Annotated in this window: 24 protein-coding genes and 1 pseudogene; 11 read left to right on the top strand and 14 right to left on the bottom strand. The window is 57.2% G+C overall.

Translation table 11 applies throughout. From position 1 onward, the window contains the following. Positions 1-36 precede the first annotated feature (36 nt). The 3 genes from fadA to GHN92_RS19195 form a co-directional block, all read right to left on the bottom strand. Positions 37-1,212, bottom strand: coding sequence for an acetyl-CoA C-acyltransferase FadA (gene fadA, locus GHN92_RS19205; protein WP_133144897.1), 1,176 nt, complete (start codon positions 1,210-1,212; stop codon positions 37-39). Positions 1,213-1,239: 27 nt separating this feature from the next. Continuing rightward, a complete protein-coding gene (gene fadB / locus GHN92_RS19200; RefSeq protein ID WP_095002215.1) occupies positions 1,240-3,387 on the bottom strand; it encodes a fatty acid oxidation complex subunit alpha FadB in 2,148 nt (715 codons plus the stop codon). 405 nt (positions 3,388-3,792) lie between these two features. Next, positions 3,793-4,230: a hypothetical protein gene (locus tag GHN92_RS19195; protein WP_088379313.1), complete on the bottom strand. Its 438-nt coding sequence runs from the start codon at positions 4,228-4,230 to the stop codon at positions 3,793-3,795. A 103-nt stretch (positions 4,231-4,333) separates the two neighbouring features. Here GHN92_RS19195 and GHN92_RS19190 point away from each other — a divergent pair, with 103 nt between their 5' ends. Then, positions 4,334-4,774 (top strand): universal stress protein, encoded by a 441-nt coding sequence (locus GHN92_RS19190; RefSeq protein ID WP_016780044.1) that lies wholly within the window; start codon positions 4,334-4,336, stop codon positions 4,772-4,774. Positions 4,775-4,850: 76 nt separating this feature from the next. On the opposite strand, the gene GHN92_RS19185 is transcribed toward GHN92_RS19190, so the two are convergent. Then, complete coding sequence (locus tag GHN92_RS19185) at positions 4,851-6,767, bottom strand: ATP-binding cassette domain-containing protein (RefSeq protein WP_016780043.1); 1,917 nt, start codon at positions 6,765-6,767, stop codon at positions 4,851-4,853. A 215-nt stretch (positions 6,768-6,982) separates the two neighbouring features. Between GHN92_RS19185 and GHN92_RS19180 the strand changes: the two genes are divergently transcribed. After that, positions 6,983-8,911: a transglycosylase SLT domain-containing protein gene (locus GHN92_RS19180; protein WP_153380828.1), complete on the top strand. Its 1,929-nt coding sequence runs from the start codon at positions 6,983-6,985 to the stop codon at positions 8,909-8,911. Positions 8,912-8,964: 53 nt separating this feature from the next. Here the strand turns inward: GHN92_RS19180 and GHN92_RS19175 are convergent, their stop codons facing one another. From GHN92_RS19175 to yegS, 3 genes are all read right to left on the bottom strand, one after another. Further along, positions 8,965-9,771, bottom strand: coding sequence for an MOSC domain-containing protein (locus tag GHN92_RS19175; RefSeq protein ID WP_095002217.1), 807 nt, complete (start codon positions 9,769-9,771; stop codon positions 8,965-8,967). A 70-nt stretch (positions 9,772-9,841) separates the two neighbouring features. Then, a complete protein-coding gene (locus tag GHN92_RS19170; RefSeq protein WP_095019373.1) occupies positions 9,842-10,777 on the bottom strand; it encodes a chemotaxis protein CheV in 936 nt (311 codons plus the stop codon). A gap of 75 nt (positions 10,778-10,852) precedes the next feature. Next, entirely contained in the window at positions 10,853-11,764 is a 912-nt protein-coding gene (yegS, locus tag GHN92_RS19165) for a lipid kinase YegS (protein WP_095023996.1), read from the bottom strand. 157 nt (positions 11,765-11,921) lie between these two features. Between yegS and GHN92_RS19160 the strand changes: the two genes are divergently transcribed. Beyond that, positions 11,922-13,364 carry a mannose-1-phosphate guanylyltransferase/mannose-6-phosphate isomerase gene (locus GHN92_RS19160; protein ID WP_095023997.1) on the top strand — a complete coding sequence of 481 codons (1,443 nt, stop codon included), beginning with the start codon at positions 11,922-11,924 and terminating at the stop codon, positions 13,362-13,364. A gap of 83 nt (positions 13,365-13,447) precedes the next feature. On the opposite strand, the gene glp is transcribed toward GHN92_RS19160, so the two are convergent. Next, positions 13,448-14,674, bottom strand: a complete 1,227-nt coding sequence (gene glp, locus GHN92_RS19155; RefSeq protein ID WP_133144895.1) for a gephyrin-like molybdotransferase Glp — start codon at positions 14,672-14,674, stop codon at positions 13,448-13,450. Beyond that, positions 14,658-15,197 carry a molybdenum cofactor biosynthesis protein B gene (gene moaB / locus GHN92_RS19150; RefSeq protein WP_095002222.1) on the bottom strand — a complete coding sequence of 180 codons (540 nt, stop codon included), beginning with the start codon at positions 15,195-15,197 and terminating at the stop codon, positions 14,658-14,660. The genes glp and moaB overlap by 17 nt, the downstream gene beginning before the upstream one ends. Positions 15,198-15,275: 78 nt before the next feature. Here moaB and mobA point away from each other — a divergent pair, with 78 nt between their 5' ends. Both mobA and GHN92_RS19140 read left to right on the top strand, forming a co-directional pair. Next, positions 15,276-15,845 carry a molybdenum cofactor guanylyltransferase MobA gene (gene mobA, locus GHN92_RS19145; RefSeq protein ID WP_095025147.1) on the top strand — a complete coding sequence of 190 codons (570 nt, stop codon included), beginning with the start codon at positions 15,276-15,278 and terminating at the stop codon, positions 15,843-15,845. 104 nt (positions 15,846-15,949) lie between these two features. Continuing rightward, on the top strand, positions 15,950-16,171 hold the full coding sequence (locus GHN92_RS19140; RefSeq protein ID WP_095002224.1) for a YgdI/YgdR family lipoprotein: 222 nt from the start codon (positions 15,950-15,952) through the stop codon (positions 16,169-16,171). Between the two features lie 48 nt (positions 16,172-16,219). Here the strand turns inward: GHN92_RS19140 and GHN92_RS19135 are convergent, their stop codons facing one another. Continuing rightward, positions 16,220-17,110 carry a pseudouridine synthase gene (locus tag GHN92_RS19135; protein WP_153380826.1) on the bottom strand — a complete coding sequence of 297 codons (891 nt, stop codon included), beginning with the start codon at positions 17,108-17,110 and terminating at the stop codon, positions 16,220-16,222. A gap of 42 nt (positions 17,111-17,152) precedes the next feature. Next, entirely contained in the window at positions 17,153-17,389 is a 237-nt protein-coding gene (locus tag GHN92_RS19130; RefSeq protein WP_095002226.1) for a glutaredoxin family protein, read from the bottom strand. A 209-nt stretch (positions 17,390-17,598) separates the two neighbouring features. Between GHN92_RS19130 and GHN92_RS19125 the strand changes: the two genes are divergently transcribed. The 6 genes and pseudogenes from GHN92_RS19125 to GHN92_RS19105 all read left to right on the top strand — a co-directional run bounded on the left by GHN92_RS19125 (position 17,599) and on the right by GHN92_RS19105 (position 21,907). Next, on the top strand, positions 17,599-19,332 hold the full coding sequence (locus GHN92_RS19125; RefSeq protein ID WP_095002227.1) for a monovalent cation:proton antiporter-2 (CPA2) family protein: 1,734 nt from the start codon (positions 17,599-17,601) through the stop codon (positions 19,330-19,332). A 142-nt stretch (positions 19,333-19,474) separates the two neighbouring features. Continuing rightward, positions 19,475-19,789, top strand: a complete 315-nt coding sequence (locus tag GHN92_RS19120) for a YqjD family protein (protein WP_095002228.1) — start codon at positions 19,475-19,477, stop codon at positions 19,787-19,789. A 1-nt stretch (position 19,790) separates the two neighbouring features. Further along, positions 19,791-20,165, top strand: coding sequence for a phage holin family protein (locus GHN92_RS19115; protein ID WP_095002229.1), 375 nt, complete (start codon positions 19,791-19,793; stop codon positions 20,163-20,165). Beyond that, the gene (locus tag GHN92_RS19110) at positions 20,162-20,500 is read left to right on the top strand and encodes a hypothetical protein (protein WP_095002230.1); all 339 of its coding nucleotides are present in this window, start codon (positions 20,162-20,164) and stop codon (positions 20,498-20,500) included. The genes GHN92_RS19115 and GHN92_RS19110 overlap by 4 nt, the downstream gene beginning before the upstream one ends. A gap of 164 nt (positions 20,501-20,664) precedes the next feature. Then, a pseudogene (locus GHN92_RS24250) lies at positions 20,665-20,766 on the top strand (hypothetical protein); the annotation flags it as partial. Positions 20,767-21,253: 487 nt separating this feature from the next. Then, positions 21,254-21,907, top strand: a complete 654-nt coding sequence (locus tag GHN92_RS19105; protein ID WP_095002231.1) for a hypothetical protein — start codon at positions 21,254-21,256, stop codon at positions 21,905-21,907. Positions 21,908-21,994: 87 nt separating this feature from the next. On the opposite strand, the gene GHN92_RS24245 is transcribed toward GHN92_RS19105, so the two are convergent. The 3 genes from GHN92_RS24245 to GHN92_RS19095 all read right to left on the bottom strand — a co-directional run bounded on the left by GHN92_RS24245 (position 21,995) and on the right by GHN92_RS19095 (position 24,018). Then, entirely contained in the window at positions 21,995-22,633 is a 639-nt protein-coding gene (locus GHN92_RS24245) for a hypothetical protein (RefSeq protein ID WP_256666510.1), read from the bottom strand. 44 nt (positions 22,634-22,677) lie between these two features. Then, positions 22,678-23,355, bottom strand: a complete 678-nt coding sequence (gene dgt, locus GHN92_RS24240; protein ID WP_256666509.1) for a dGTP triphosphohydrolase — start codon at positions 23,353-23,355, stop codon at positions 22,678-22,680. A 177-nt stretch (positions 23,356-23,532) separates the two neighbouring features. Beyond that, a complete protein-coding gene (locus GHN92_RS19095; protein ID WP_153380824.1) occupies positions 23,533-24,018 on the bottom strand; it encodes a hypothetical protein in 486 nt (161 codons plus the stop codon). Positions 24,019-24,067: the final 49 nt, after the last annotated feature.

Below are 24,067 nucleotides of genomic sequence, written 5' to 3'. Positions count from 1 at the left end.
CGGGGCACAAGGCCCCGGCTTCCATCATCGCAACGCTTAGACGCGTTCGAAGACGGTGGAAATGCCCTGGCCAAGACCAATGCACATGGTGGACAACCCGAAGGTGCCGCCATTTTGCTTCATTACATTGAGCAAAGTGCCAGAGATACGAGCGCCCGAACATCCAAACGGGTGACCCAGAGCGATGGCACCGCCGTGCAGGTTAACCTTCTCATTCATCTTGTCGAGCACTTTCAAATCTTTCAGCACTGGCAGGGCCTGTGCAGCGAAAGCTTCGTTAAGCTCGATGAAGTCGATATCAGCCATATTCAAGCCCGCACGCTTCAACGCTTTTTGCGTAGCCGGTACTGGACCATAGCCCATGATCGCAGGATCCACACCGGCAACGGCCATGGAGCGGATAACGGCCAAAGGCTCCAGGCCCAGGTCTTTTGCACGCTGAGCCGACATCACGATCATGCACGAAGCACCATCGGTGATCTGCGACGACGTGCCCGCAGTCACTGTACCGCCTTTAGGGTTGAAAGCAGGTTTCAACGCCGCCAGGCTTTCCAGGGTGGTATCTGGACGAATAGTTTCATCGTAGTCGAAAATCTTCAGGAAGCCGTTTTCGTCATATCCCTGCATCGGGATGATTTCGTCTTTGAACTTGCCTTCAATCGTCGCCTTGTGCGCCAACTGGTGCGAGCGCACTGCAAATGCGTCCTGCTGTTCGCGGGTGATGCCGTGCATCTTGCCCAGCATTTCAGCGGTCAAACCCATCATGCCCGAGGCTTTCGCCGCGTACAGCGACATGTGCGGGTTAGGGTCAACGCCGTGCATCATGCTCACGCGGCCCATATGCTCGACGCCGCCAACCACGAAAACGTCACCGTTGCCGGTCATGATCGCTTGCGCAGCCGTGTGCAGGGCACTCATGGACGAGCCGCACAGGCGGCTTACGGTCTGTGCAGCGCTGGTGTGCGGGATCTGGGTCATCAGCGACGCCATGCGCGCGATGTTCCAGCCCTGCTCCAGGGTCTGGTTCACACAGCCCCAGATCACGTCTTCCACTTCGCTCGGGTCAACCTTGTTGTTGCGCTCCAGCACTTTGCTGATCAAGTGCGCAGACATGTCTTCAGCACGGGTGTTGCGGTGCATGCCACCCTTGGAGCGGCCCATCGGGGTGCGACCGAAGTCTACAATCACCACGTCTCTAGGATTCAAGCTCATAATTTCACTCTCACTCTAATGGGGCGCTTAACCGAAGAAGCTCTGGCCGTTCTTGGCCATCTCACGCAGCTTCGCAGTCGGGTGGTACAGCGCGCCCAGTTCAGCGTACTGATCGGCCAGGGCCACGAACTCTGCAACACCGATCGAATCGATGTAGCGCAGTGCGCCGCCACGGAACAGCGGGAAGCCAATACCGTAGACCAGACCCATATCGGCCTCGGCTGCGGTTTCAACGATGCCGTCTTCCAGGCAGCGTACGGTTTCCAGACACAACGGAATCATCATCCAGTTGATGATGTCCTCGTCGGTCACGTCGCGCTGCTCGTAAACAATTGGCTTGAGCACTTCAAGTACGCTGGAATCAACGACTTTCTTCTGCTTGCCCTTTTTGTCAGCCTCGTAGGCATAGAAGCCCTTGCCGTTTTTCTGACCCAGGCGCTTGGCCTCGTACAGAGCGTCGATCGCCGAGCGGCGGTCGTCTTTCATGCGATCCGGGAAGCCTTCAGCCATCACGTCGCGACCGTGGTGGCCGGTGTCGATGCCGACCACGTCCATCAGGTACGCCGGGCCCATTGGCCAGCCGAATTTTTCCATTACTTTGTCGATGCGCACAAAGTCGACACCGGCACTGACCAGACGGGCAAAACCGCCGAAGTACGGGAACAATACGCGGTTGACCAAAAAGCCCGGGCAGTCGTTGACCACGATCGGGTTCTTGCCCATTTTCTTGGCGTAGGCAACGGTGGTGGCAACAGCCAGGTCGCTGGACTTCTCGCCACGAATCACTTCAACCAGCGGCATCATGTGCACCGGGTTGAAGAAGTGCATGCCGACGAAATTTTCCGGACGCTTGAGGGCCTTGGCCAGCAGGCTGATGGAAATGGTCGAAGTGTTGGAAGCCAGGATGGCGTCTTCGCGAACATGGTTTTCCACTTCCGCCAGTACCGCTTGCTTGACCTTCGGGTTCTCGACTACCGCTTCGACCACCAGGTCGACGTTGCCGAAATCGCCGTAGGACAGAGTAGGACGAATACCGTTCAGTACTTCGGCCATTTTCGCCGGAGTCATGCGACCTTTATCAACGCGACCCACCAGCAACTTGGCGGCTTCAGCCAGCCCTTGCTCGATGCCGTGTTCGTTGATGTCCTTCATCAGGATCGGCGTGCCTTTGGAGGCCGACTGATAGGCAATACCGCCACCCATGATGCCTGCACCCAGAACGGCGGCCTGCTTCACGTCTTTGGCGATTTTGTCGTAGATCTTGGCTTTTTTCTTCAGTTCCTGATCGTTCAGGAACAGGCCGATCAGACAGTTTGAAGCGGAGGTCTTGGCCAGTTTGGCAAAACCTGCAGCTTCCACTTCCAGCGCCTTGTCACGACCGAAGTTCGCGGCTTTCTGGATGGTCTTGATCGCTTCAACCGGGGCCGGGTAGTTCGGGCCGGCCTGGCCAGCCACGAAACCTTTGGCGGTTTCGAACGCCATCATTTGTTCGATTGCGTTGAGCTTGAGCTTTTCCAGCTTCGGCTGACGCTTGGCCTTGTAGTCCAGCTCACCACTGATGGCGCGCTTGATCAGGTCCAGGGCAGCTGCGCCCAGCTTGTCAGCGGTGACCACAGCATCAACGGCACCTACTTTCAGAGCGTCTTCTGCGCGGTTTTCCTTGCCGGAGGCAATCCATTCAACCGCGTTATCAACGCCGATCAGGCGTGGCAGACGCACGGTGCCGCCAAAGCCCGGGTAGATACCCAGCTTGACTTCCGGCAGGCCGATCTTGGCGCTGTCAGCCATGACCCGGAAGTCGGCTGCCAGGCACATTTCCAGACCGCCGCCCAACGCGATGCCATTGATGGCAGCGACGGTAGGTACGTTGAGGTCTTCGAAATCGCTGAAGATTCTGTTGGCTTCCAGGTTGCCGGCAATCAGCTCGGCATCCGGCAATTTGAAGTTTTCAACGAATTCGGTGATGTCGGCGCCGACGATAAACACGTCTTTACCGCTGGAAACGATGACACCCTTGACCGAAGCATCTGCCTTGATCGCATCTACTGCCTGACGCAATTCGTTCAGGGTTAGACGGTTGAACTTGTTGACGGACTCACCCTTGAGGTCGAACTTGAGTTCGACGATGCCACTTTCAAGAGCCGTAACCGTGATGGCTTTACCTTCGTAAATCATCAACTGATCTCCAGGATATGGAAGCTGAACAGTACACGTCAGAAGCTAGCGTCTGGCTGTCACTGACCTTTGCGTCAATGCTGTTGCCAATCCGCCAGGCACACCCGCCAACGCGATAATCGGGATTGAACAAGCATCGTCCGACACGACAAACACTCAATTCATACGCCCGTTTGATTTGGGTGTCGACACCTTCACGGAAAAGCGATCGATTGTCAATTGTCCAAAACAATGATGACAAAACGACCCGGCAGTCAGTTTAGACACCTGCGCTATGAGCGCCCGAAACCATTGCGGCGCCTTGCAGGTGAAAAGTGTGGGAGCGGGCTTGCTCGCGATTCAGACGCCGCGGTTTGTCTGCCACACCCCGCCGATTCCATCGCGGGAAGCCCGCCCCCACAAGGGTCATGCCAGCGCCTTGAGCACCTCGTCAATGGCCTTGAGCACCTGAGCCTCGCCCTTCTCGCCCCAGACCAGCACAATCATTTGTTTATCGGCCTCAACCTTGTAGACATTGGCTGGCAGCTTGCGAAACTGCGCCAGCAGGCGCTCGTCCTCGCATTCTTCCTGCCAGCGATTGAGCCATTTTCCCGGTGCCGATTGCCAATAGCACCAAACATCAGGTTTAGTACTGCGGCGCGGACGGTGGTACTGCGCGCAGGAACCGGGCGGTTGCGGCTCAAGCCAGTGCGGCCACTCCTGAGGCGCCAGCTGCATGGACAACCCCATGCGCCGCGCCTCCATGCGCAGGTCCATCCGACCACTTTGCCCCCGGGACGGGCGCAACCACGCCAGGGGACTCAGAACCAGTGCCAGGATTGACACCACTATCCATACCGTCATATCTGTACTCTCACTGCTTGATAAACGCATGACCCAGACTTGAACCAAGGCTCTGGAAAAGGGCCATACTCATAATTAATCGCCATCTACAGGAGCACCCCACATGCCCTACGAACATATCCTGGTCGCCGTCGACCTGACCGACGAATGTGACCCCGTGATCAACCGCGCCAGTGAAAGCGCCAAGGCCAACGGCGCCAAATTGTCACTGATCCATATCGTCGAACCGATGGCGATGGCGTTCGGCGGCGATGTGCCAATGGATCTCTCGCAACTGCAGCAGCAACAATTCGACCAGGCCAAGGAACGCCTTGAACGCCTGATCGCCAAATACCCGCAGCTGCACAAGGACTACTGCCACCTGAACTACGGCCAGCCGCGCCAGGAAATCCATGCCCTGGCCAAAGCGCAAAACTGCGACCTGATCGTGGTTGGCAGCCACGGCCGCCACGGCCTCGCCCTGCTGCTGGGCTCGACCGCCAACGACGTACTGCATGGTGCACCGTGCGACGTGCTGGCGGTCAGCCTGAAAAAACCTGACTGAGTTTATCTGCAGCAACCACAAAAAAGCCCGGCCCCTTATAAAAGGGCCGGGCTTTTTCAGTTCAGCACGGGGTCAATCAGGCATCCAGCTCGGCCCAGCGCTCAACCAGCTGCTCAAGCTCGGCTTGCAATGTTTCAAGCTTGGCAATCACTTCCGCGGTTTTGGCCGCAGGCAGTTGATAGAAACCAGCGTCAGCCATTTCTGCTTCAACCGCAGCAATGGCCTGTTCCTTGGCGTCGATATCGGCCGGCAGGGCTTCCAGCTCACGCTGCAGCTTGTAGCTGAGTTTCTTTTTCGCCGCAGGAGCAGGCTGAGCAGCCACAGGTGCCGGTGCAGCCTCGACCACGGCCGAGTTGAGGTCGGCTTTGCCCGACTTGCTCTCGGTCACGCCCAGCAGGCGCGGTGAACCGCCCTGACGCAGCCAGTCCTGATAACCGCCCACGTACTCGCGAACCTTGCCTTCGCCCTGGAAAACCAGGGTGCTGGTCACCACGTTATCGAGGAATGCCCGGTCGTGACTGACCATCAGCACAGTGCCCTTGAAGGTCAGCAGCACCTCCTCAAGCAGCTCCAGGGTTTCAACGTCGAGGTCGTTGGTCGGCTCATCGAGCACCAGCAGGTTGGCCGGCTTGCTGAACAGCTTGGCCAGCAACAGACGCGCACGCTCACCACCCGACAGCGCCTTGACCGGCGTGCGGGCACGCTGAGGGCTGAACAGGAAGTCACCCAGGTAGCTGAGCACGTGACGGCTCTGGCCGTCGATATCGATAAAGTCGCGGCCTTCGGCCACGTTGTCGATCACGGTTTTTTCCAGATCCAGCTGATGGCGCAGCTGATCGAAGTAAGCCACGTCGATACGCGTGCCCTCTTCAACCGTACCTTCAGTTGGCACCAGGCCGCCCAGCATCAGCTTGAGCAGCGTGGTTTTACCGGTACCGTTGGCACCCAGCAGACCGATACGGTCGCCGCGCTGCAGCACCATCGAGAAGTCCTTGAGCAGGAACGGACCACCCGGGTGAGCAAAGCTGACGTTTTCCAGCACCATCACTTGCTTGCCGGACTTGTCTGCCGTGTCCAGCTGGATATTCGCCTTGCCGGTACGCTCGCGACGTTCGCTGCGCTCTACGCGCAGTTCTTTCAGGGCGCGCACGCGGCCTTCGTTACGGGTGCGGCGGGCCTTGATGCCCTGGCGGATCCAGACTTCTTCCTGAGCCAGACGCTTGTCGAACAGCGCATTGGCGGTTTCTTCCGCGGCCAGGGTAGCTTCCTTGTGCACCAGGAAACTGGCGTAGTCGCCATTCCAGTCGATCAGGCCGCCACGGTCCAGCTCCAGAATCCGGGTGGCCAGGTTCTGCAGGAATGAACGGTCATGGGTAATAAACAGAACCGCGCCCTGGAAGTCCTTGAGGGCCTCTTCCAGCCACGCGATTGCGCCGATATCCAGGTGGTTGGTCGGTTCGTCGAGCAGCAGCAGATCCGGTTCGGAAACCAGAGCCTGTGCAAGCAGGACGCGACGACGCCAGCCGCCGGACAATTCGGCCAGGGTTTTGTCGGCAGGCAATTGCAGGCGGCTCAGGGTGCTGTCCACCAATTGCTGCAAGCGCCAGCCATCACGGGCTTCGAGGTCTTGCTGGACGTGCATCAGCTTGTCCAGGTCAGCATCGGTGACGATGTTCTGGCTCAAGTGATGGTACTGGGCCAGTAACTCGCCAACACCGTCCAGGCCTTCGGCCACAACGTCGAATACAGTCCGCTCGTCGGCAACCGGCAACTCTTGCGGCAACTCGCCAATCTTGAGGCCGGGCGCGCGCCAAACAGAGCCGTCATCGGGTTTTTGATCACCTTTAACCAGCTTCATCATGCTGGACTTGCCGGTACCGTTGCGGCCGATGATGCACACCCGCTCTCCACGGGCGATCTGCCAGGACACCTTGTCCAACAACGGCATAGAGCCGAAAGCAAGGGACACATCGCTGAATTTGAGCAGGGTCATGAGCTTCTCCAAAAACTGGGCGCGCATTCTACCTGATTTGAACCCCCGGGCGGCCGGGTATTTCTTGTACGGTGCCGTCTTGCCTTCATTTAGTGCCAAGTTGCTATGGTTGGCCGCCAAGACGTTCACGCGTCGCTGGCAAAAGGCTAAGCTACGAAATAATCAGTGCAGGTTCGGCCTGCGCTCGTCACGTTTTTTATCAGTACGGAAGCCTCATGCGCAGTCGTCTCTTCAACTTTTTATCCTGCCTGCTTCTCACCAGCTGCGCCGTGCAAGCCGCCCATGGCGCAGACCTGACCCAACAACGCCAGCTCTACGACCAGGCCAAGCGCGCCTTGGCCAAAGGCGATTCCGGCCCTTACTTTCAAAATTCCGCAGCCTTGCGCAGCTACCCGCTTACGCCGTATCTGGCCTATGACGAGTTGACCGCACGCCTGAAGTCCGCAAGCAACACAGAAATCGAACAGTTTCTCGCCGCACATGGCGACCTGCCGCAAGCCAACTGGATGAAACTGCGCTGGCTGCGCTGGCTGGCAGACCGTGGCGACTGGGCCACTTTCGCAAAGTACTACGACCCCAAGCTCAACTTCACCGAGCTGGACTGCCTCAACGGCCAATATGAGTTGCAACACAACCGCAAGGCCGAGGGTTATGCCAGCGCAGAAAAACTCTGGATGGTCGGCAAGGCGCAACCGGCCGCCTGCGATGCCCTGTTCAGCCAATGGGCCGCGGCAGGCCAGCTGACCGAGCAAAAACGCTGGCAGCGGGTCAAACTGGCCGCTGAAGCACGTAATTACGCCCTGGCCACGCAACTCGCCAACGGCCTCAATACGCTTGGCCCACAAGCCCGGCTGATGATTGACGTGGCGCAAAAACCCGACATGCTCAGCCAGCCGTCACGTTTTGCCCCGGCCAGCGAGGCCATGTCTGACGCCGTAGGCCTGGGCCTGCGCCGCCTGGCACGTCAGGACCCGGAAAAAACCGCGTCCCTGCTCGACACCTACGCCACCAACATGCATTTTTCCCGCGATGAAAAAGTCGCCATCGCCCGGGAAATCGGCCTGACGTTCGCCCGCCGCTACGACAGCCGCGGCCTGGACATCATGACCCAGTACGACCCCGAACTGCGGGACAATACCGTCACCGAGTGGCGCCTGCGTCTGCTGCTGCGTCTGGGCCGCTGGGAAGATGCCTACCAGCTCACCCGCAAACTCCCACAAGACTTGGCAACCACCAGCCGCTGGCGCTACTGGCAGGCCCGCAGCCTTGAACTGGCCGAACCCAAAAACCCGCAAGCTCAGGTCCTGTTCAAAAAAGTCGCCAACGAACGTGATTTCTACGGGTTCCTGGCCGCTGACCGGGCGCAAACCCCTTATCAACTCAACAACCGGCCGCTGGTGCTCAGCCCGCAACTGATCAAAAAAGTGCGCAATACGCCAGGCGTGCAGCGCGCACTTGAATTCCATGACCGCGGCCAGGTGGTCGATGGTCGTCGTGAGTGGTATTACGTCAGTCGCCTGTTCAGCCGTGACGAAATGGTCGCCCAGGCCAAGCTGGCTTACGACCTCAAGTGGTATTTCCCGGCTATCCGCACCATCAGCCAGGCCCAGTACTGGGATGACCTGGACATTCGCTTCCCGATGGCCCACCGCGATACTCTGGTGCGCGAAGCCAAACTCCGCGGCTTGCACTCCAGCTGGGTATTCGCCATCACCCGTCAGGAAAGTGCCTTTATGGATGACGCCCGCTCCGGCGTTGGCGCCAGCGGCCTGATGCAGTTGATGCCCGCCACCGCCAAAGAGACCGCACGAAAATTCAGCATCCCGCTGGCCTCGCCGCAGCAAGTGCTTAACCCCGACAAGAACATCCAGCTGGGTGCTGCTTACCTGAGCCAGGTGCATGGCCAGTTCAACGGCAACCGGGTGCTGGCTTCAGCGGCTTACAACGCCGGGCCGGGACGTGTGCGCCAGTGGCTCAAGGGTGCCAACCACCTGGGCTTCGACGTGTGGATCGAGAGCATCCCGTTCGACGAAACCCGCCAGTACGTGCAGAACGTGTTGTCTTATTCGGTGATCTACGGGCAAAAGCTCAATGCGCCACAGCCTGTAGTGGACTGGCATGAGCGCTATTTTGATGATCAGTGACAGGTAGCCTGTAGCAGCTGCCGAAGGAACGAGGCAGCTGCTACAGGGCTTGGCTACTCCAGGATTGTTACCGGCATGCCGACTTCCAGAACGCCATTACCCTCGTTAACCAGGTTCTGACCGAACATGGTGCCGTTTTCCTGCTTGCGGTAGGTCATCAGGGTCGCCAGCGGTTCGCGCTGTTCATCACGCACCCCTGTATGCGGATCAACAGTAGTGAGGATGCAGCGCGAGCAGGACTTGACCACGCGGAACTCGACATCGCCGATGCGGATACGCTTCCAGCCGTCTTCGGCAAAGGCTTCGCTGCCTTCGATCACCAGGTTGGGGCGAAAGCGCAGCATGTCCATCGGCCGGCCGATCTTGTGCGAAATATCATCCAGCGATGCCTGGCCAATCAGCAAAAGCGGATAACCATCGGCGAACGCAACCTGGTCATCATCCCGGCCGTAGCCCGACTCCGTGGTGCGCGCCCTTTGCAGTGGCACATGCACCAGCCGCACCGGCTTTTCTACAAAGCGGCTTAGCCAGTCAGCAGCAGCATCCCCTGCATCCGGTACACGCAAGGTGTCGCGCCATATCGTCACGCCACGCAGGTCGGTGTCGGCATCCGGCACTGCGACCTCCAGTGCCTCGAACCCTTCGGCATTCAAGGTCAAGCCACCGGCGACATTCCACAGCGCAGACAGCTGACTCATTTTGGGGTCGGCACGCTGGGTCAGAAACCGCCCGCTGGCTTCATCCACCAACATCCAGCGTCGATCGCCCACCAGCCCCAGCTTGTCCAGCGTGGCCAGAGGCAAGCTTTCACCTTTGCCGGATTTAAGTGGAAAACGATAAAGCGCGCTTAGACGCAGCATGACTCAGCTCCCTGCGGGGTTAAAAAAGCCACAGTATACGAGCCGATCACTGATGCAAAGGTGCGGGACTTCAAGCAGGTTGTTGGTCCAGTATCAGGCGCTGGCGTACGACATCCACCAGCTTGTCCGGCTGGAATTTGGACAGAAAATTGTCGCACCCGACCTTTTTCACCATCGACTCGTTAAAGCTGCCGGACAACGAGGTATGCAACACCACATACAGCGCGCGCAAACGCGGGTCATTACGGATTTCAGTGGTCAACCGGTAACCGTCCATTTCCGGCATTTCGGCATCGGTGAAGATCATCAGCAACTTGTCGGTCATTACCTGCCCGGTATCGGCCCAGCCCTTGAGCATGTTCAGCGCCTTCAAACCATCGCTGGCGATATGCATCTTGACCCCCAGTTGCGAAAGCGTTTCACGCAGTTGCGCCAGCGCTACACTGGAATCGTCGACCAGCAGCACTTCACGCCCGCGCACTTGCTCGAAGATCGGATCGGCAAGCTTCTCGCGCGAGACTTTGGCGTTGTACGGCACGATTTCGGCAAGAACTTTTTCCACGTCGATGATCTCGACCAATTGCTCCTCGACCTTACTGATGGCCGTCAGGTAATGACTGCGCCCGGCACTGGCGGGTGGAGGCAGGATGGCCTCCCAGTTCATATTGACGATACGGTCAACCCCGCCCACCAGGAAGGCCTGCACCGAGCGGTTGTACTCGGTGACGATAATGGTGCTGTCCGGGCCCGGCACCAGCGCACGCATGCCGATGGCCTGGGACAGGTCGATCACCGGCAGGGTTTTACCGCGCAGGTTGACCACGCCGCACACATGGGGATGGCGGTGCGGCATCAAGGTCAGTTTTGGCAATTGCAGGACTTCTTGCACCTTGAACACGTTGATCGCGAACAACTGCCTGCCGGCCAGACGAAACATGAGAAGTTCCAGTCGGTTTTCACCGACCAGTTGAGTGCGCTGGTCTACCGTGTCGAGAATGCCGGCCATGAGTAACTCCTGGGGTAGGTACTTGATGCCTGACCTTATCGGCCGGATTCCCAGGACCTTGATATCGTTTAGCTATCAACCAACCCGCAGTTCTGACTGGCCCAGCAAAGGCGACCCCTGGGGTAAGTGGACCTTCAAAGCGCCCTTGCGCACGGCAAAGCGCATCGCATCGCCCGCAAGCGGCTCACCATCGAGGTTGATCGCCAGCCCTTCGGCGGCCTTGATCTCGACCCAGGGCAAACGCGCGCGGACAAACAGGTTATCCAGCCCCCAGCCTTCGGTCATCAGGCTTTTGAGCGTGCCGACGATTTCCGTGGGTGCAGGCAAAATGCTGATATCCAGCATGCCATCATCGACCAGCGCCTCAGGGCACAGGACTTGCCCGCCCCCGGCCTGACGACCGTTGCCGATGCCCAGCGCCAGCAACTCGCCTTGCCAGTGAAAGTCCGGCCCCTGTAGCTCGGCATAGGCCGCGTGCAGCTCAGTAAAGCGCGACAGCCCGGTAAACAGATAGGCAGCGCCGCCCAGTACCTTTTTCAGGTCTTCGGAGGTATTGGCGGTGACCTGGCTACCAAAGCCACCGGTGGCCATGTTCAAAAACAACTGGCCGTCGACTTCACCCAGATCGATGGGACAGGCTGGCACATCGAGCAAGGCCAGGGCTTGAGCGGGCTCCAGGGACACACCGGCCGCCCGGGCAAAGTCATTGGCGGTGCCCAACGGCAACAGCACCAGGCTGGCCTCGGTATCGGCCAGTGCCATCGCCTCGCAAATATCACGCAAAGTGCCATCGCCGCCACCGGCAATCAGCCGGGTGTAGCCGCCCTCCAGCGCCTCGCGTACCAGACGCTGCGCATCCCCGGCCTCCCAGGTCAGCCGCACCGCCAGTTCCCACCCCGCCGCCCGCTGCTGCTCAACGGCAGCGCGCACGTCTTCGTTGAGCGCCTGCTTGCCGTGCAAAATCAAAAAAGCCTTACCTGCACTCATATTCCATCCCTCGACATAACGGTCTGATTGCTTGGACAACAGCCAGACCGAAAAGGCCCATGCACCCGTGATTTAACCTTCACGGCTCGATCAAAAGCGCAGAACCGGTCAGACTTCAACCCCTGTAAGTTGTCCAATGATTCTAGAGGCGTTCTGTATGAGCACACTGGTTCCCTGCATCATCGCCGGTGGCGCTGGCACCCGGCTATGGCCAGTGTCGCGCGAGGCCATGCCCAAACCCTTTATGTGCCTGCCCGATGGTCAGAGCCTGCTGCAAAAGACCTTTGCCCGCGCAACCGGCCTGCGTGACGTTGGCCCGTTGCTGACCGTAACCAACAGGGAGGTGTTTTTTCGCACGCTTGATGATTACCGCGCACAGTGCATGGACGGCATCGAGCTGGACTTTATCCTCGAGCCATTTGGCCGCAATACTGCCCCGGCGATTGCCGCAGCCGCCTTGCAGATTGCGCAGCGCTACGGCGGTGATACGCAGTTGCTGGTGCTCCCCGCCGACCATCTGATCACCGATATTGCCGCCTTCGGCCGGGCCGTCGACAACGCCCGCAAACTGGCCGACGAGGGCTGGCTGGTGACCTTTGGCATACTGCCAACCCGGGCCGAAATCGGCTTTGGTTATATAGAAAAAGGCCAGAAGCTGAACCAGGATGGCTTTGAAGTGGCGCAGTTTGTTGAAAAACCGGACACCAAAACGGCCCAGGGCTACCTCGACGGCGGCCTGCATCTGTGGAACAGCGGCATGTTCTGCATGCGCGCCGACAGCGTACTGCAAGAATTCAGGGCCCATGCGCCTCTGGTACTGGATGCCGTGACCCACTGCCTTGATCACAGCCAGATGTTTGAGGGCAAACAACAACGCCACCTCGAACTGGACAGCCCGAGTTTCGCCCTGGTGCCCGATATCTCCATAGACTACGCCGTGATGGAGCGCTCGCAAAAAGTTGCCGTAGTGCCCTGCCAGCTGGGCTGGAGTGATATAGGCTCATGGCAGGCGGTGCGCGAGCTGACCCCGGCCGACGCCAATGGCAACCAGTGTACTGGCGAAAACGTACTGCACGATGTACACAACTGCTACATCGATTCGCCGAAACGGTTGGTGGGCGGGGTCGGACTAAACGACCTGATCATTATCGATACGCCGGATGCTCTGCTCGTGGCCGACGCCCGACGCAGCCAGGACGTCAGGCACATCGCCCGAACACTCAGACTCCAGGGCCACGACGCCTATCGCCTGCACCGCACTGTCACCCGCCCGTGGGGCACCTACACCGTGCTGGAGGAAGGTCCGGGGTTCAAGATCAAACGCATCGTGGTCAAGCCCGGAGCCGCGCTGTCCCTGCAGGTGCACCAACGGCGCAGCGAACACTGGATTGTGGTCAGTGGCAGGGCCGAAGTGAACAATGATGGCCTGGACTTCACCCTCGAAACCAACGAGTCCACCTTTATCAAACCCGGCAGCCCACACCGGCTGGGCAACACCGGGGAGGCTGAACTGGTCATGATCGAAGTGCAAAGCGGCGAGTATGTGGGCGAAGACGACATCGTGCGCCTGACTGATATCTATGGGCGCGCGCCTGTCTGAGATCATTGTGGGAGCGGGCTTGCTCGCGATGGCGATCACCCGCAATCGCGAGCAAGCCCGCTCCCACGGGTGACGCAACAGTGCTAGCCCAGCACTTCACTCAACGGGATAAACCCCACCCGGTCGCCTTCGGCCAGGGTGCAATCCTCAAGGACTTCCACCAGCCCTTCAGCCCATGCCGCGCTGCGCAACACGCCTGAACTCTGGTTTTTGTAAATCACCGCACGCCCTTGCTCCAAACGCCCGCGCAGGTACTCGCGACGATTGCCCGGCTTGGGCCAGACAAATCCTGCAGGCACCTGGAACTTCAGCGGTTCGACAGCCTGCACGCCTTGCAGGCGCAGCAGATAAGGCCGTGCCAGCAACGCGAACGTCACCAGAGTCGAGGCAGGGTTACCTGGCAGGCCGATCACCGGCACACCGCGAAAATGCCCGCAGGTCAGGGGTTTGCCCGGCTTGATTGCCAACTTCCACAGCGCCAGCTCGCCCTCTTCGCGCAACGCAATGCCCAAAAAGTCTGCCTCACCGACCGACACTCCGCCGGTGGATAAAATCAGGTCAACCGTTCCCAACTCACCCAAGCGTTGGCGGGTGGCGGGCAAGTCATCAGGCAGAATCCCCCCATCGACCACTTCACACCCCATGCGCGCCAACCAGCTGCACAGCACTATGCGGTTGCTGTTGTAGATTTGCCCCGGGCCCAACGACTGCCCGGGCTCGATCAGTTCATCGCCAGTGGATAACACCGCCACCTTGACCCGTCGCATGACTCGCAGCTCGGCGCAGCCCAGGGATGCTGCCAGCCCCTGCTCGATCGGCCCCAAGCGCGTCCCCGCAGTAAGGACTACCTCACCAATGGTGGTTTCCTGCCCCTTAGGACGAATGTTCTGACCTGCACGCAAGGCATGGGTAAATACCACTCGTCCGTCAGCTTGCACCACGGCATTTTCCTGCATTTCGACGCAGTCCGCGCCCGCAGGTACCGGGGCACCAGTAAAAATGCGTGCACAGGTGCCTGGCGCCAGTGGCTCCGGGGCAGTACCGGCAAAAATTCGCTGGCTAACGGTTAGCGGTTCCCCGGACCAGTCGCCCAGGTTCAACGCATAACCGTCCATTGCACTGTTGGGCCAAGGGGGAAGATCAAGGCTTGCAATCAAGTCGTGGGCCAGTACGCGGCCATCCCCTGCGCCCACCGGAACCGATTCGGTATCAAGGATCGGCGCCGACTCAGCCAGTGCCAGCAAACGCTCAAGTGCCACCTCGACGGGCATCAGCGCGCCAGTTCGGCCCGGCTTATCCACGGGTTTCACAGGCCGGTGCCTGCTTCAAGTGGGCGACGAAGTTGCAGGGGCGATGACGGGAATCCAGTTGCTCGGCCAATATCCCGTCCCAACCGGTGCGTACAGCGTTGGTCGAACCCGGCAGGCAGCACACCAGCGTACCGTTGGCCAAGCCGGCAAGAGCACGGGACTGCACGGTCGAAGTGCCGATATCGGCCACGGAGATCTGGCGGAACAGTTCACCAAAGCCATCTACTTGCTTGTCCAGCAGACAACTGACGGCTTCTGGCGTGCTGTCGCGTGCAGTAAAACCTGTGCCGCCGGTAATCAGCACCACCTGCACCCCATCGTCGGCGATCCAGGTGGCGACCTGGGCGCGGATTTTATACAGGTCATCCTTGAGCAACACCCGTGCCGCCAGGTTGTGCCCGGCATCACGCAGGCGATCGACAAAAACCTGACCCGAAGTGTCCGTTTCCAGGGTTCGAGTGTCACTGACGGTAAGAACGGCGATATTCAAAGGTACGAAAGGTGCATCAACCTTGGCTTTCATAGACGAGGTCCAGTTGTAGGAGAAACAGCCCGGTGTTATATCACAGCGCTTCTTTTGCCTGGTTGCGCGGAGTTCCATATGAACCGGTTTCAATGCTCCATCTTGCTGCTGGCAGGTGGCCGTGGCCAGCGCATGGGCGGTCAGGACAAGGGGCTGGTGAGATGGCAGGGTCAGCCGCTGATCGCGTATGCCCAGCGCGTCACCCGCCCGCTGACCGATGACCTGATCATTTCGTGCAATCGCAACCACGAACAGTACACCCGCCTGGCCGATCAACTGGTCAGTGATGGCAATGATGACTTTGCCGGGCCGTTGGCGGGGATCCGCGCCGGGCTGGCCGTGGCCCGCCACTCACACTTGCTGGTGTTGCCCTGCGATGTACCGAAAATCGACCGCGGGTTGCTCGATGCCCTGCTGGGCGCTGCCGCTCAACATCCCGATCAGCCGCTGATGGTGCGCCACGGGGAGCACTGGGAACCGCTGTTATGCGTGATCCCCACAGCACTGAAAGATGTATTCGAGGCCGCCTGGCAGGCAGGTGAACGCAGCCCGCGCAAAATCATGCTCCAGCTCAATGCACGGGCCTGGCAATGCGCCGAAAATGACCCGCGGCTGGCCAATTTCAATACCCCGGACTGGCTGAAATAATCCGCGCCAGTGTCTGCCTGGGGCTAGCAATGGAACTTGCAGACGATGTATACGTCTCAAGGACAGTAATCATTAACAGCACATTCACTTGTTGGAGATACACAATGACTCACCGGACTCTCGCCGCCCTGATGCTCGCTGCTGGCATGGCCGCCCTTGCCGGCTGCTCCTCGCCTTCGGTGATCACCCTGAACGACGGTCGCGAAATCCAGACTGTCGACGCGCCAAAATACGATGACGACTCAGGCTTCTACCAGTTCAAGCAACTGGACGGTAAAGAAACCCGCATCAACAAAGACCAGATTCGTACCGTTAAAGAGCTGTAATACCGCTCTCTGGTCTTAAAACAAAACCCGCCTAGTGCGGGTTTTGTTTTACCAGTCCAGATGAATCCTGCTCTCGAAAAAGCGTGCTTCTCCCGTGAGCGGATCAACAAAGCGCAAACTCTGGGCCAGCAGTTTCAGCGGCTCGGCGTAGTCATCGACAGCGTCCCTGATCACGTCCGGGTAGAACGGGTCATTGCATATCCCTGCCCCCAGCGCCGCCATATGCACCCGCAACTGATGCTTTTTCCCGGTGACGGGGTACAACGCATAACGCCACAACTCACCGTTTTTCTCACAAACGTCGACCAGGGTCTCGGTATTGCTGGCGCCCGACCCTTCTTTCATGCGGAAAAAAGGCTCGCCCTCCACCAGGCGGCTTTTATGCACCAGCGGCAGCTCAAGTTCAGGCAATGCGCGAGCAATGGCCTCATAGCGTTTGTCGATCTTGCGCGTGGGAAACAACGACTGATACGCCGAACGAGTGTCCGGATTGGCAGAAAACAGCACGAGGCCCGCCGTGTGCCGGTCGATACGGTGCAGGGGCACCAGATGGGGGTTGCCCAGGGTGCGGATCAAGCGCCGCAGCAGTGTTTGCTCGACATACTCACCGCCCGGGGTCACCGGCAGGAAGTGCGGTTTGTCCGCCACCACCAGATGCTCATCGGCATACAGGATGGTTTCCTGCACCGGAATGGGCGTTTCGTTGGGCACTTCGCGAAAGTAATGAATGCGCAGGCCTTCCCGGTACGCCAGCTGCGGGCTGATAGGCGCACCGTCGGCATCCAGCACCCGGCCACGGGCGATACGGTCAAGCCACTGTTCGCGGCTGATGGCACTGAAGTGTTCACTCAGGCAGTCGAGCACCGTCAACCATCTGCCTGGCGGCAGGTGCAAGGTACTGGCTTGATGCTCAGCGGCGATGAAAGGCTGGGACGACATAAAGGGTCTCGAGCGGAAAATGCAGCCGGTGATTATGCAGGTTTATCCAAGAAAATTGACCACCTGCGCAGTATCAAACGGCCAGCCCAACTCCTGGCCCGTATCGACCCGGCGCAATACCGGAATACGCAAGCCGTAGCTTTCAAACAACGAGTCGCTGTCAGCAATATCGACCAGCTCGACCATCAACCCATGCTCGACCAAGGGCATTAAAACCGCTTCGGCCAGTTCACACAGGTGACAACCCAGGGTGCCGAACAATTGGCATTCGGGAGGCATAAATAACGACCTTAGAAATAAAGTGTTTATCTTAAGAGCCTGGCCCGGTGACGTCGACCCGTAGCAGATAGCCGCAGCCGTATGCCTGATTTGCCAATACAATCGCTCTATTCCCCTGCTTGCGACTACGCTTGACCCACATCAGCGACAGACCTTCGTATTTGCCGGATGCTCGCGACCTTTTTCCCGACCTGCCAAGGAAGCCTTTCGTGTTTGCCAATCTGTTAATCATCCTTGCCTCGTCACTGGTGGTCATTGCCCTGTTCCGGCGCCTGAAGCTGCCGCCGGTGCTGGGTTACCTGTGTGTCGGCCTGTTTGTAGGTCCCACCGCCCTCGACTGGATCAATGACAGCCCCGATCTGCCTGACCTGGCAGAGCTTGGAGTGGTGTTTTTGCTGTTTTCCCTGGGGCTGGAGTTCTCGCTGCCCAAGATGCTCAAGCTGCGTCGGGTGGTATTTGGCCTGGGCAGCCTGCAAGTGCTGTGTTCGGCAGTGGCGCTGGGCGGCCTGCTGTATGCCTTTGGCATGAGCCTTAACGGCGCGTTCCTGCTCGGTGCCGGACTCGCCCTGTCATCCACGGCGATCGTAAGTAAAGAGCTGACTAGCCTGGGGGAAATCTTCAGTCGTCACGGGCAGAATGCCATTGGCGTACTGCTGTTTCAGGACGTGGTCGCGGTACTGTTGCTGACCCTGGTGCCGGTGTTCGCCGGCAGCAGCGACCAGGCCTGGTATTGGGCCTTGCCGGTTACCTTGGGCAAGACTGTGATCCTGTTTCTGGGGCTTCTGTTTGCCAGTCGCTTCCTGCTGCCGCGCCTGTTCCACGAGGTGGCCGCGTCGCGTTCGGCAGAGCTGTTTGTGTTGCTGGCGCTGGTGATCGTGCTGCTCACCGCCTGGCTCACCCACCTGCTGGGCCTGTCCCCTGCGCTCGGCGCCTTCCTGGCCGGCATGCTACTGGGTGAAAGCCACTATCGACATCAGATTGAAGCCGATATCCGACCTTTCCGGGACATTCTGCTGGGTCTGTTTTTCGTCAGCATCGGCATGCTGATCGACCTGCAGCTTTTCATTCACCACGGTTTCCTGATTTTAGGCCTGACCCTGGTCCTGATGCTGATCAAGGGTGCCGTGGTCGCGATTCTGGTCAAGTTGCGTGGCAGCGACGGAGAAACCGCCTGGCGCAGTGGCCTGGCCCTGGCCCAGGGCGGTGAGTTCTGCTTTGCCCTGATGGCGCAGATGCAGAGCAACTCGCTGATCCCGGCGGATATGGCTGCCTATCTGCTGGCCGCCACGTTCTGCTCGATGCTGCTGACGCCCCTGCTGCTGCGCGCCGCGCCACTTATCGCAGCCAGCCTGCACCGGCAATCCTATGAAGAGGCGGAGCTGGAAGAAATCGCCAGCCAAAACGCCGAACTGCACGGGCACGTGGTGATGTGCGGCTATGGCCGCGTGGGCCAGTCCATTGGCCGTTTCCTGCGCAGCGAACACAAGGACTTTGTCGCGCTGGACTACGACCCCGATCGCATTGAGGAAGCAGCTAAAGCGGACAGCTGCGTGCACTACGGCGACGCCCGCCGGGGTGATCTGCTGCGCGCTGTAGGCCTGGATCGTGCGCGACTGCTGGTGATTGCCGTGGACAACACCGAGGTGGCCATGAGCGTACTCAAGGAAGCCCGGCTGATTACCCTCGAAGTGCCTATCCTGGTCAGGACCCGCGATGACAGCCAGCTCACCGAGCTGAAGGCCGCCGGGGCAACTGAAGTGGTACCGGAATTGCTCGAGTCGAGCCTGATGCTCGCCTCCCATGCCTTGATTTTGCTGGGCCTGTCAGAAAAAATCGTGCAACGCCGGGTCGACCAGGTACGCCATGACCGCTATCACCTGCTCGAAGGCTGTTTTGAAAGCGAAGACGCGCGGGAAGCTGCAATCCCCCGCGAAAACGACTGATTTAAGGTAAGGTTTTGCCTCTGTACACAAAAGACATCTCTGGCATTGCCCATCCAACCGCGTAAGCAATGCCAAGGAAACGAGTGAACCTTCACCGAAGGCCTACACTCGAACGATTATCAAGCCACTAATGGAGTGAATCATGGCCCGTAAAACAGCAAAGAATGCTCAAGAAATCCTGATGGCCGATTTCCAGACGCTGGTACTCGATGCCGAAAAGTTGCTGGAACACACCGCGTCCCTGGCCGGTGACCAGGCTGAAGAACTGCGCGCCCAGATAAAGGACAGCCTGTTCAAGGCTCGCGCAACCCTGGAAGAAACCAAGGAATCGTTGAAAGACCGCAGTCAGGCGGCTGTGGTGGCCACCGAAGATTATGTGCAGGCAAACCCTTGGCAGTCTGTGGGCATCGCGGCCGGTATCGGCTTTGTTCTGGGCCTGCTGGCAACCCGGCGCTGATATGACAGACGAATCCGGTTCCCCCCGTTCCTCACCGCGGCGCTTGGGTGCCGCATTCCTGGGTCTGTTGCACAGCCATGTCGAATTGCTGGGCATCGAACTGCAAGAGCAGAAGGCACGCACCGTCAGCCTGTTGTTGTTTGCCGGGCTGGCACTGGTGTTCGCGCTGTTGCTGCTGATCGGACTGTCGGCGCTGGTGATGATCCTGCTCTGGGACAGCTACCGCATCCCCGGCATTATCGGGCTTTGTGTGTTTTATACGCTGGCCGCGGTGTTCTGCGGGCTGCGCCTCAACGCCGCGATATTCGATGAATCCTCTCCTTTCAATGCCACGCTTGAAGAGCTGGCCAAAGACCGCGAGCGTTTGTTGCCATGAGCCTGCCTGAATTGCCGAAAAATGCTTCACGCCAGGAGTTGCGCAAAACCTTGATCCGCCTGCGCATGGAAATGCACCGGCAGGAGATTCGTCATGAGTCGCAACAACTGCTGCAACCCCTGCAAAAAATGCGCGGGATGACCAGCAACTGGCAGGAAACCCTGGGGATCAAGCATGCACCCTTGTGGGGTGTGGGGATTGTCACCCTGCTCGGGTTCCTGACCGGCAGAGGCGCCAAAAGCAAAAATACCGGGGGCACGTCACGCTGGATCAGCTTGACCACTGGCTTGATACCACTGATCAAGATGGTGATCCAGGCCTCGCGCAAGCCCTGAACTGAAAGCCCCCCCTCCTTCTATGGGAGCGGGCTTGCTCGCGATGGCATCGACGCGGTTTGACTGAAACACCGCGCTGCCTGCATCGTGAGCAAGCCCGCTGCCACAGATGGCGCCCCTGATCATGCCTCCACTTGCGTCATCCGTTCTGAAACGAGAAGCTGCTGGGGCGCAAAACACAGGTCCATCCGGTCAACAGCAACGACCATATCCACACCCGCCTCACCCACTCCCTCGAAGTCAGTTGCGTCGGCCGCTCCCTGGGTGACAAGAAGCACCGGTTCGGCGGCTACCGAGCGAACTGTATTTAGGCTCCGCAGCCAAAAACGACCTTATTACAGGGTCAACAGCCAACTAGTTACAAATAAGAATATATAAGAACAAGAAGACGAAATTGTACCACTTAGGAATAACCTCGGTTTTTGTCAGGACAATTATAGAGCCGATACACCACCCTTCGAACAGCCCGTTCGAACTGACTAGGGATTTACGGTTGTTTGCATCACCAGCAAAACAAAGACACTAGCCATCGCCTGCCTATAAGTCACCTGCTCTACGCCTCTGGCGCAGCAGCGAAACCCTATCCTGTTAGCCTCTAACGAACGCATAAAAGAATGAAGCCTCTACAGCCGCTTGATCAGGCTTTGGAAATTTGATAAGTTCCTGGCCCTCATCAAATAATGGCATTATGCCAGCCTCCCGCTTAATTTTTTGAGTTAGTCGTTTTTATTGTTAGCAAGCTAAGGAATAGCCATGAGTAGAAGGCCCGCGTTCGATTGTGCAGCAGTCATTTTAAGGGACAAAACAGTCACCTCCCACACAAGCGGCTCAGTTACAACCACTAAGCAAGGCAACAACGTTTCAGTCAGTAACAATATAGGAACTCATGTCAAGCTTGAGGCATTGCTTGAGTTTCAGAACGGTGACTTGCTGCCAGCGATCCTCATTGACGAGAGTTTACATGCTCCTGTTGGCAAAAAAATTCTAATGGCTTTTAAAAGTGGTGAACCCGTCGCCTATCAAGTGACCCCGAATGGAGAGATTTACACACTCGGGTATATTAGCGAAAGAGAAACTTTTACTTTTCAAGACTTTATAATGTTTGCATTGCCGGGCGTAGGCACCTTTTTTAGCCTGGCCTCACTTGCAGTTACGCAAACGTATTACGAGCACGGGGAATTCAAAACCTATAACGGCAACAAAATTGTTGTCGCCGCCGGACTCGCAGTTACTGCCCTTAGCGTATACATTGCCAAAGGATGGTTTGGCTATGTAGTAGGAACAGCCCTTACTGCCGTTGGATTTTCCATCTCTGCCATTATTGGAAACTCCAAAGCAAATGAGGGACGCAAGTTAATGCTTCGTGAAATAAAAAATGAATTCGACAAATTAAAAGCTGAATTGTGATACAAAAGGCCACTTAGGTGGCCTTTTCAATGAGAAGCACATTTGCAATCACATAATAAAACAGCTGGCTATTATGTACACGCAGGCTCAACGCTCCCCGCCCATACCATTAAACTGTCGAGCCAAGTGCATGGCATAGTTATCGGTCATGCCACTCACGTAATCCAGAACCTGCATCATTGCACCGTACTCCTTGGAAACACCCCCACTGGCGTCTAAATTATTCAAGTCCAGCCCAAGAAGCTCTACCACCCTTCTCGTCTTCGAATCAGCTACACCGCCCTTTCTGACATATTCCAAAGCAGCAGAGCAGCTAACGTTTAGCAGCGTAGATATAGTGCTATAAGCCCCTATTTCTAACTCAACCTTCCTGGGATGCTGGAAGATTTCATCGCGAGCAAGACCTTTGGCGGCGGCTACACACTCACGGACATTCTTATCACAAAGTTCTAAAATACCTAGAACCTTGCCAGTCATGATTTCATTATGGTTATTCATGAAAGCAGTCGCTCCAGCATCTACAAAAGCTGAAATAACTTTCCCACGAATCATAGAGAGCCTACGGCCAACCTTCATGCCTTGAATTTCTTTGACCAACTGATTCTTCTGGTGATCATCAAGGACAAGGCACAGTATTTCAAAGACCTTATCCCACTCAAGGATACCCATCTCTACACCATCCTCTAAATCAAGAATGGCGTAGCAAAAATCATCAGACACTTCCATCAAGTTAGCCAGTGGATGGCGACACCGCCAACCATCACCCAGCTTTAACAAGCCAGTAGCGTCCGCCACTTCATTGAACAAACCCAATTCAGAACAGAAATACCATATTTGTTCTGAATAGGTCTTTGCCCATTAACAGCATCACCAGCAAGCCAAGGATACTTAATGAAAGCGCCAAGCGACGCATAAGTAAGACGCATCCCCCCTTCATAGGGATGATATTCCGAGGTCGTTAAAACCCTAAACCCTTGTGCATTGCCTTCAAATCTACGTAAATCAGTAGCTTCATTAAAAGGCAATTGTTCTATTATCTTCGCCCCAACATCATTGGTGAACCAGTGACGAATAGCTTCTTCACCTGTATGCCCAAAGGGAGGGTTGCCAATGTCATGAGCGAGACAAGCAGTCTGGACAATATCACCAATATCAGAAGCTGAATGTTGCTCAGGAATAAGTCTTTCATTCAGAAGTTCTTGGCCTACTCTCACCCCCAGGGTACGGCCTACACAAGCCACTTCCAAGCTGTGTGTGAGACGGTTATGAACGTGGTCATTAGTGGCAAGAGGATGAACCTGAGTCTTTCTGGCAAGGCGTCTGAAAGCTCCGGAGAAAATAACCTTGTCGTGGTCTGAGTGGAAAGGTGAACGGCCTAGCTCAGATTTAGGAGGACGACCGCCAAGACGGGTGTTATTCAGCAACTTGTCCCAACTCATGCTTTCCATGCGTACTCCCCAGTAATTGATAAACACCTAAGACAGTTGATTTATACCACGGTTCAAAACACACTTTAAACTGATCAATTCAATCCCCCAACCTGGATCAAGCCCCCTACTTCAAAAAATCCCAAACCATAAAAATAAAAAAGACCACCAAGGCAGCCTTTTCTCTAGACGCCGTTACTAAAAAAAAGTTCCATCATCAAGTGCAGACTTCAACGTGCTCTCATAGTTACTCTTATTAAATTGTTCAACCTTTTTATATGCCATCAACTTTTCCGGCCTACGATATTCGTCTGCACTTGAAAAAGCTTGGAATGCATTATCATCAGCCATCCTCACGTGCAATTGTAGCTCTCTTGATTCGTACCCGTAAAACTCAACAAAACCCGGAATCTCGCTTTGACGAGCAATCATCAGAGCCTCTTTAACTGGCTTATCATAAAGATAGAATGTAGCGGTCACCATGATTGCACCCCCCGTTTCAGTGTCATTTTTACCGAAATCAGGGTTTGCATACGGCTCAAAAACCACGCCACCATTCATGTCATCTGATTGACCAAGCCACTTATAACCTTCAAGCGATTTAGTGACTGACTTAATAGGGCCAGCGTACTGAACACTGGTTCTATCTTTATCAAGGGCGGTTGCAGGAGCTGAGTGCAACACGGTTATTGAATTGAAGCCGGAGCATCATGCCGCATAGCCAAGGCTTCCT

Source organism: Pseudomonas sp. FSL R10-2964 (genome assembly GCF_009600035.1).
Taxonomy (GTDB): domain Bacteria; phylum Pseudomonadota; class Gammaproteobacteria; order Pseudomonadales; family Pseudomonadaceae; genus Aquipseudomonas; species Aquipseudomonas bubulae.
Note: the sequence above shows the minus strand (reverse complement) of the source record. Positions and strands in the feature narration are given on the sequence as shown.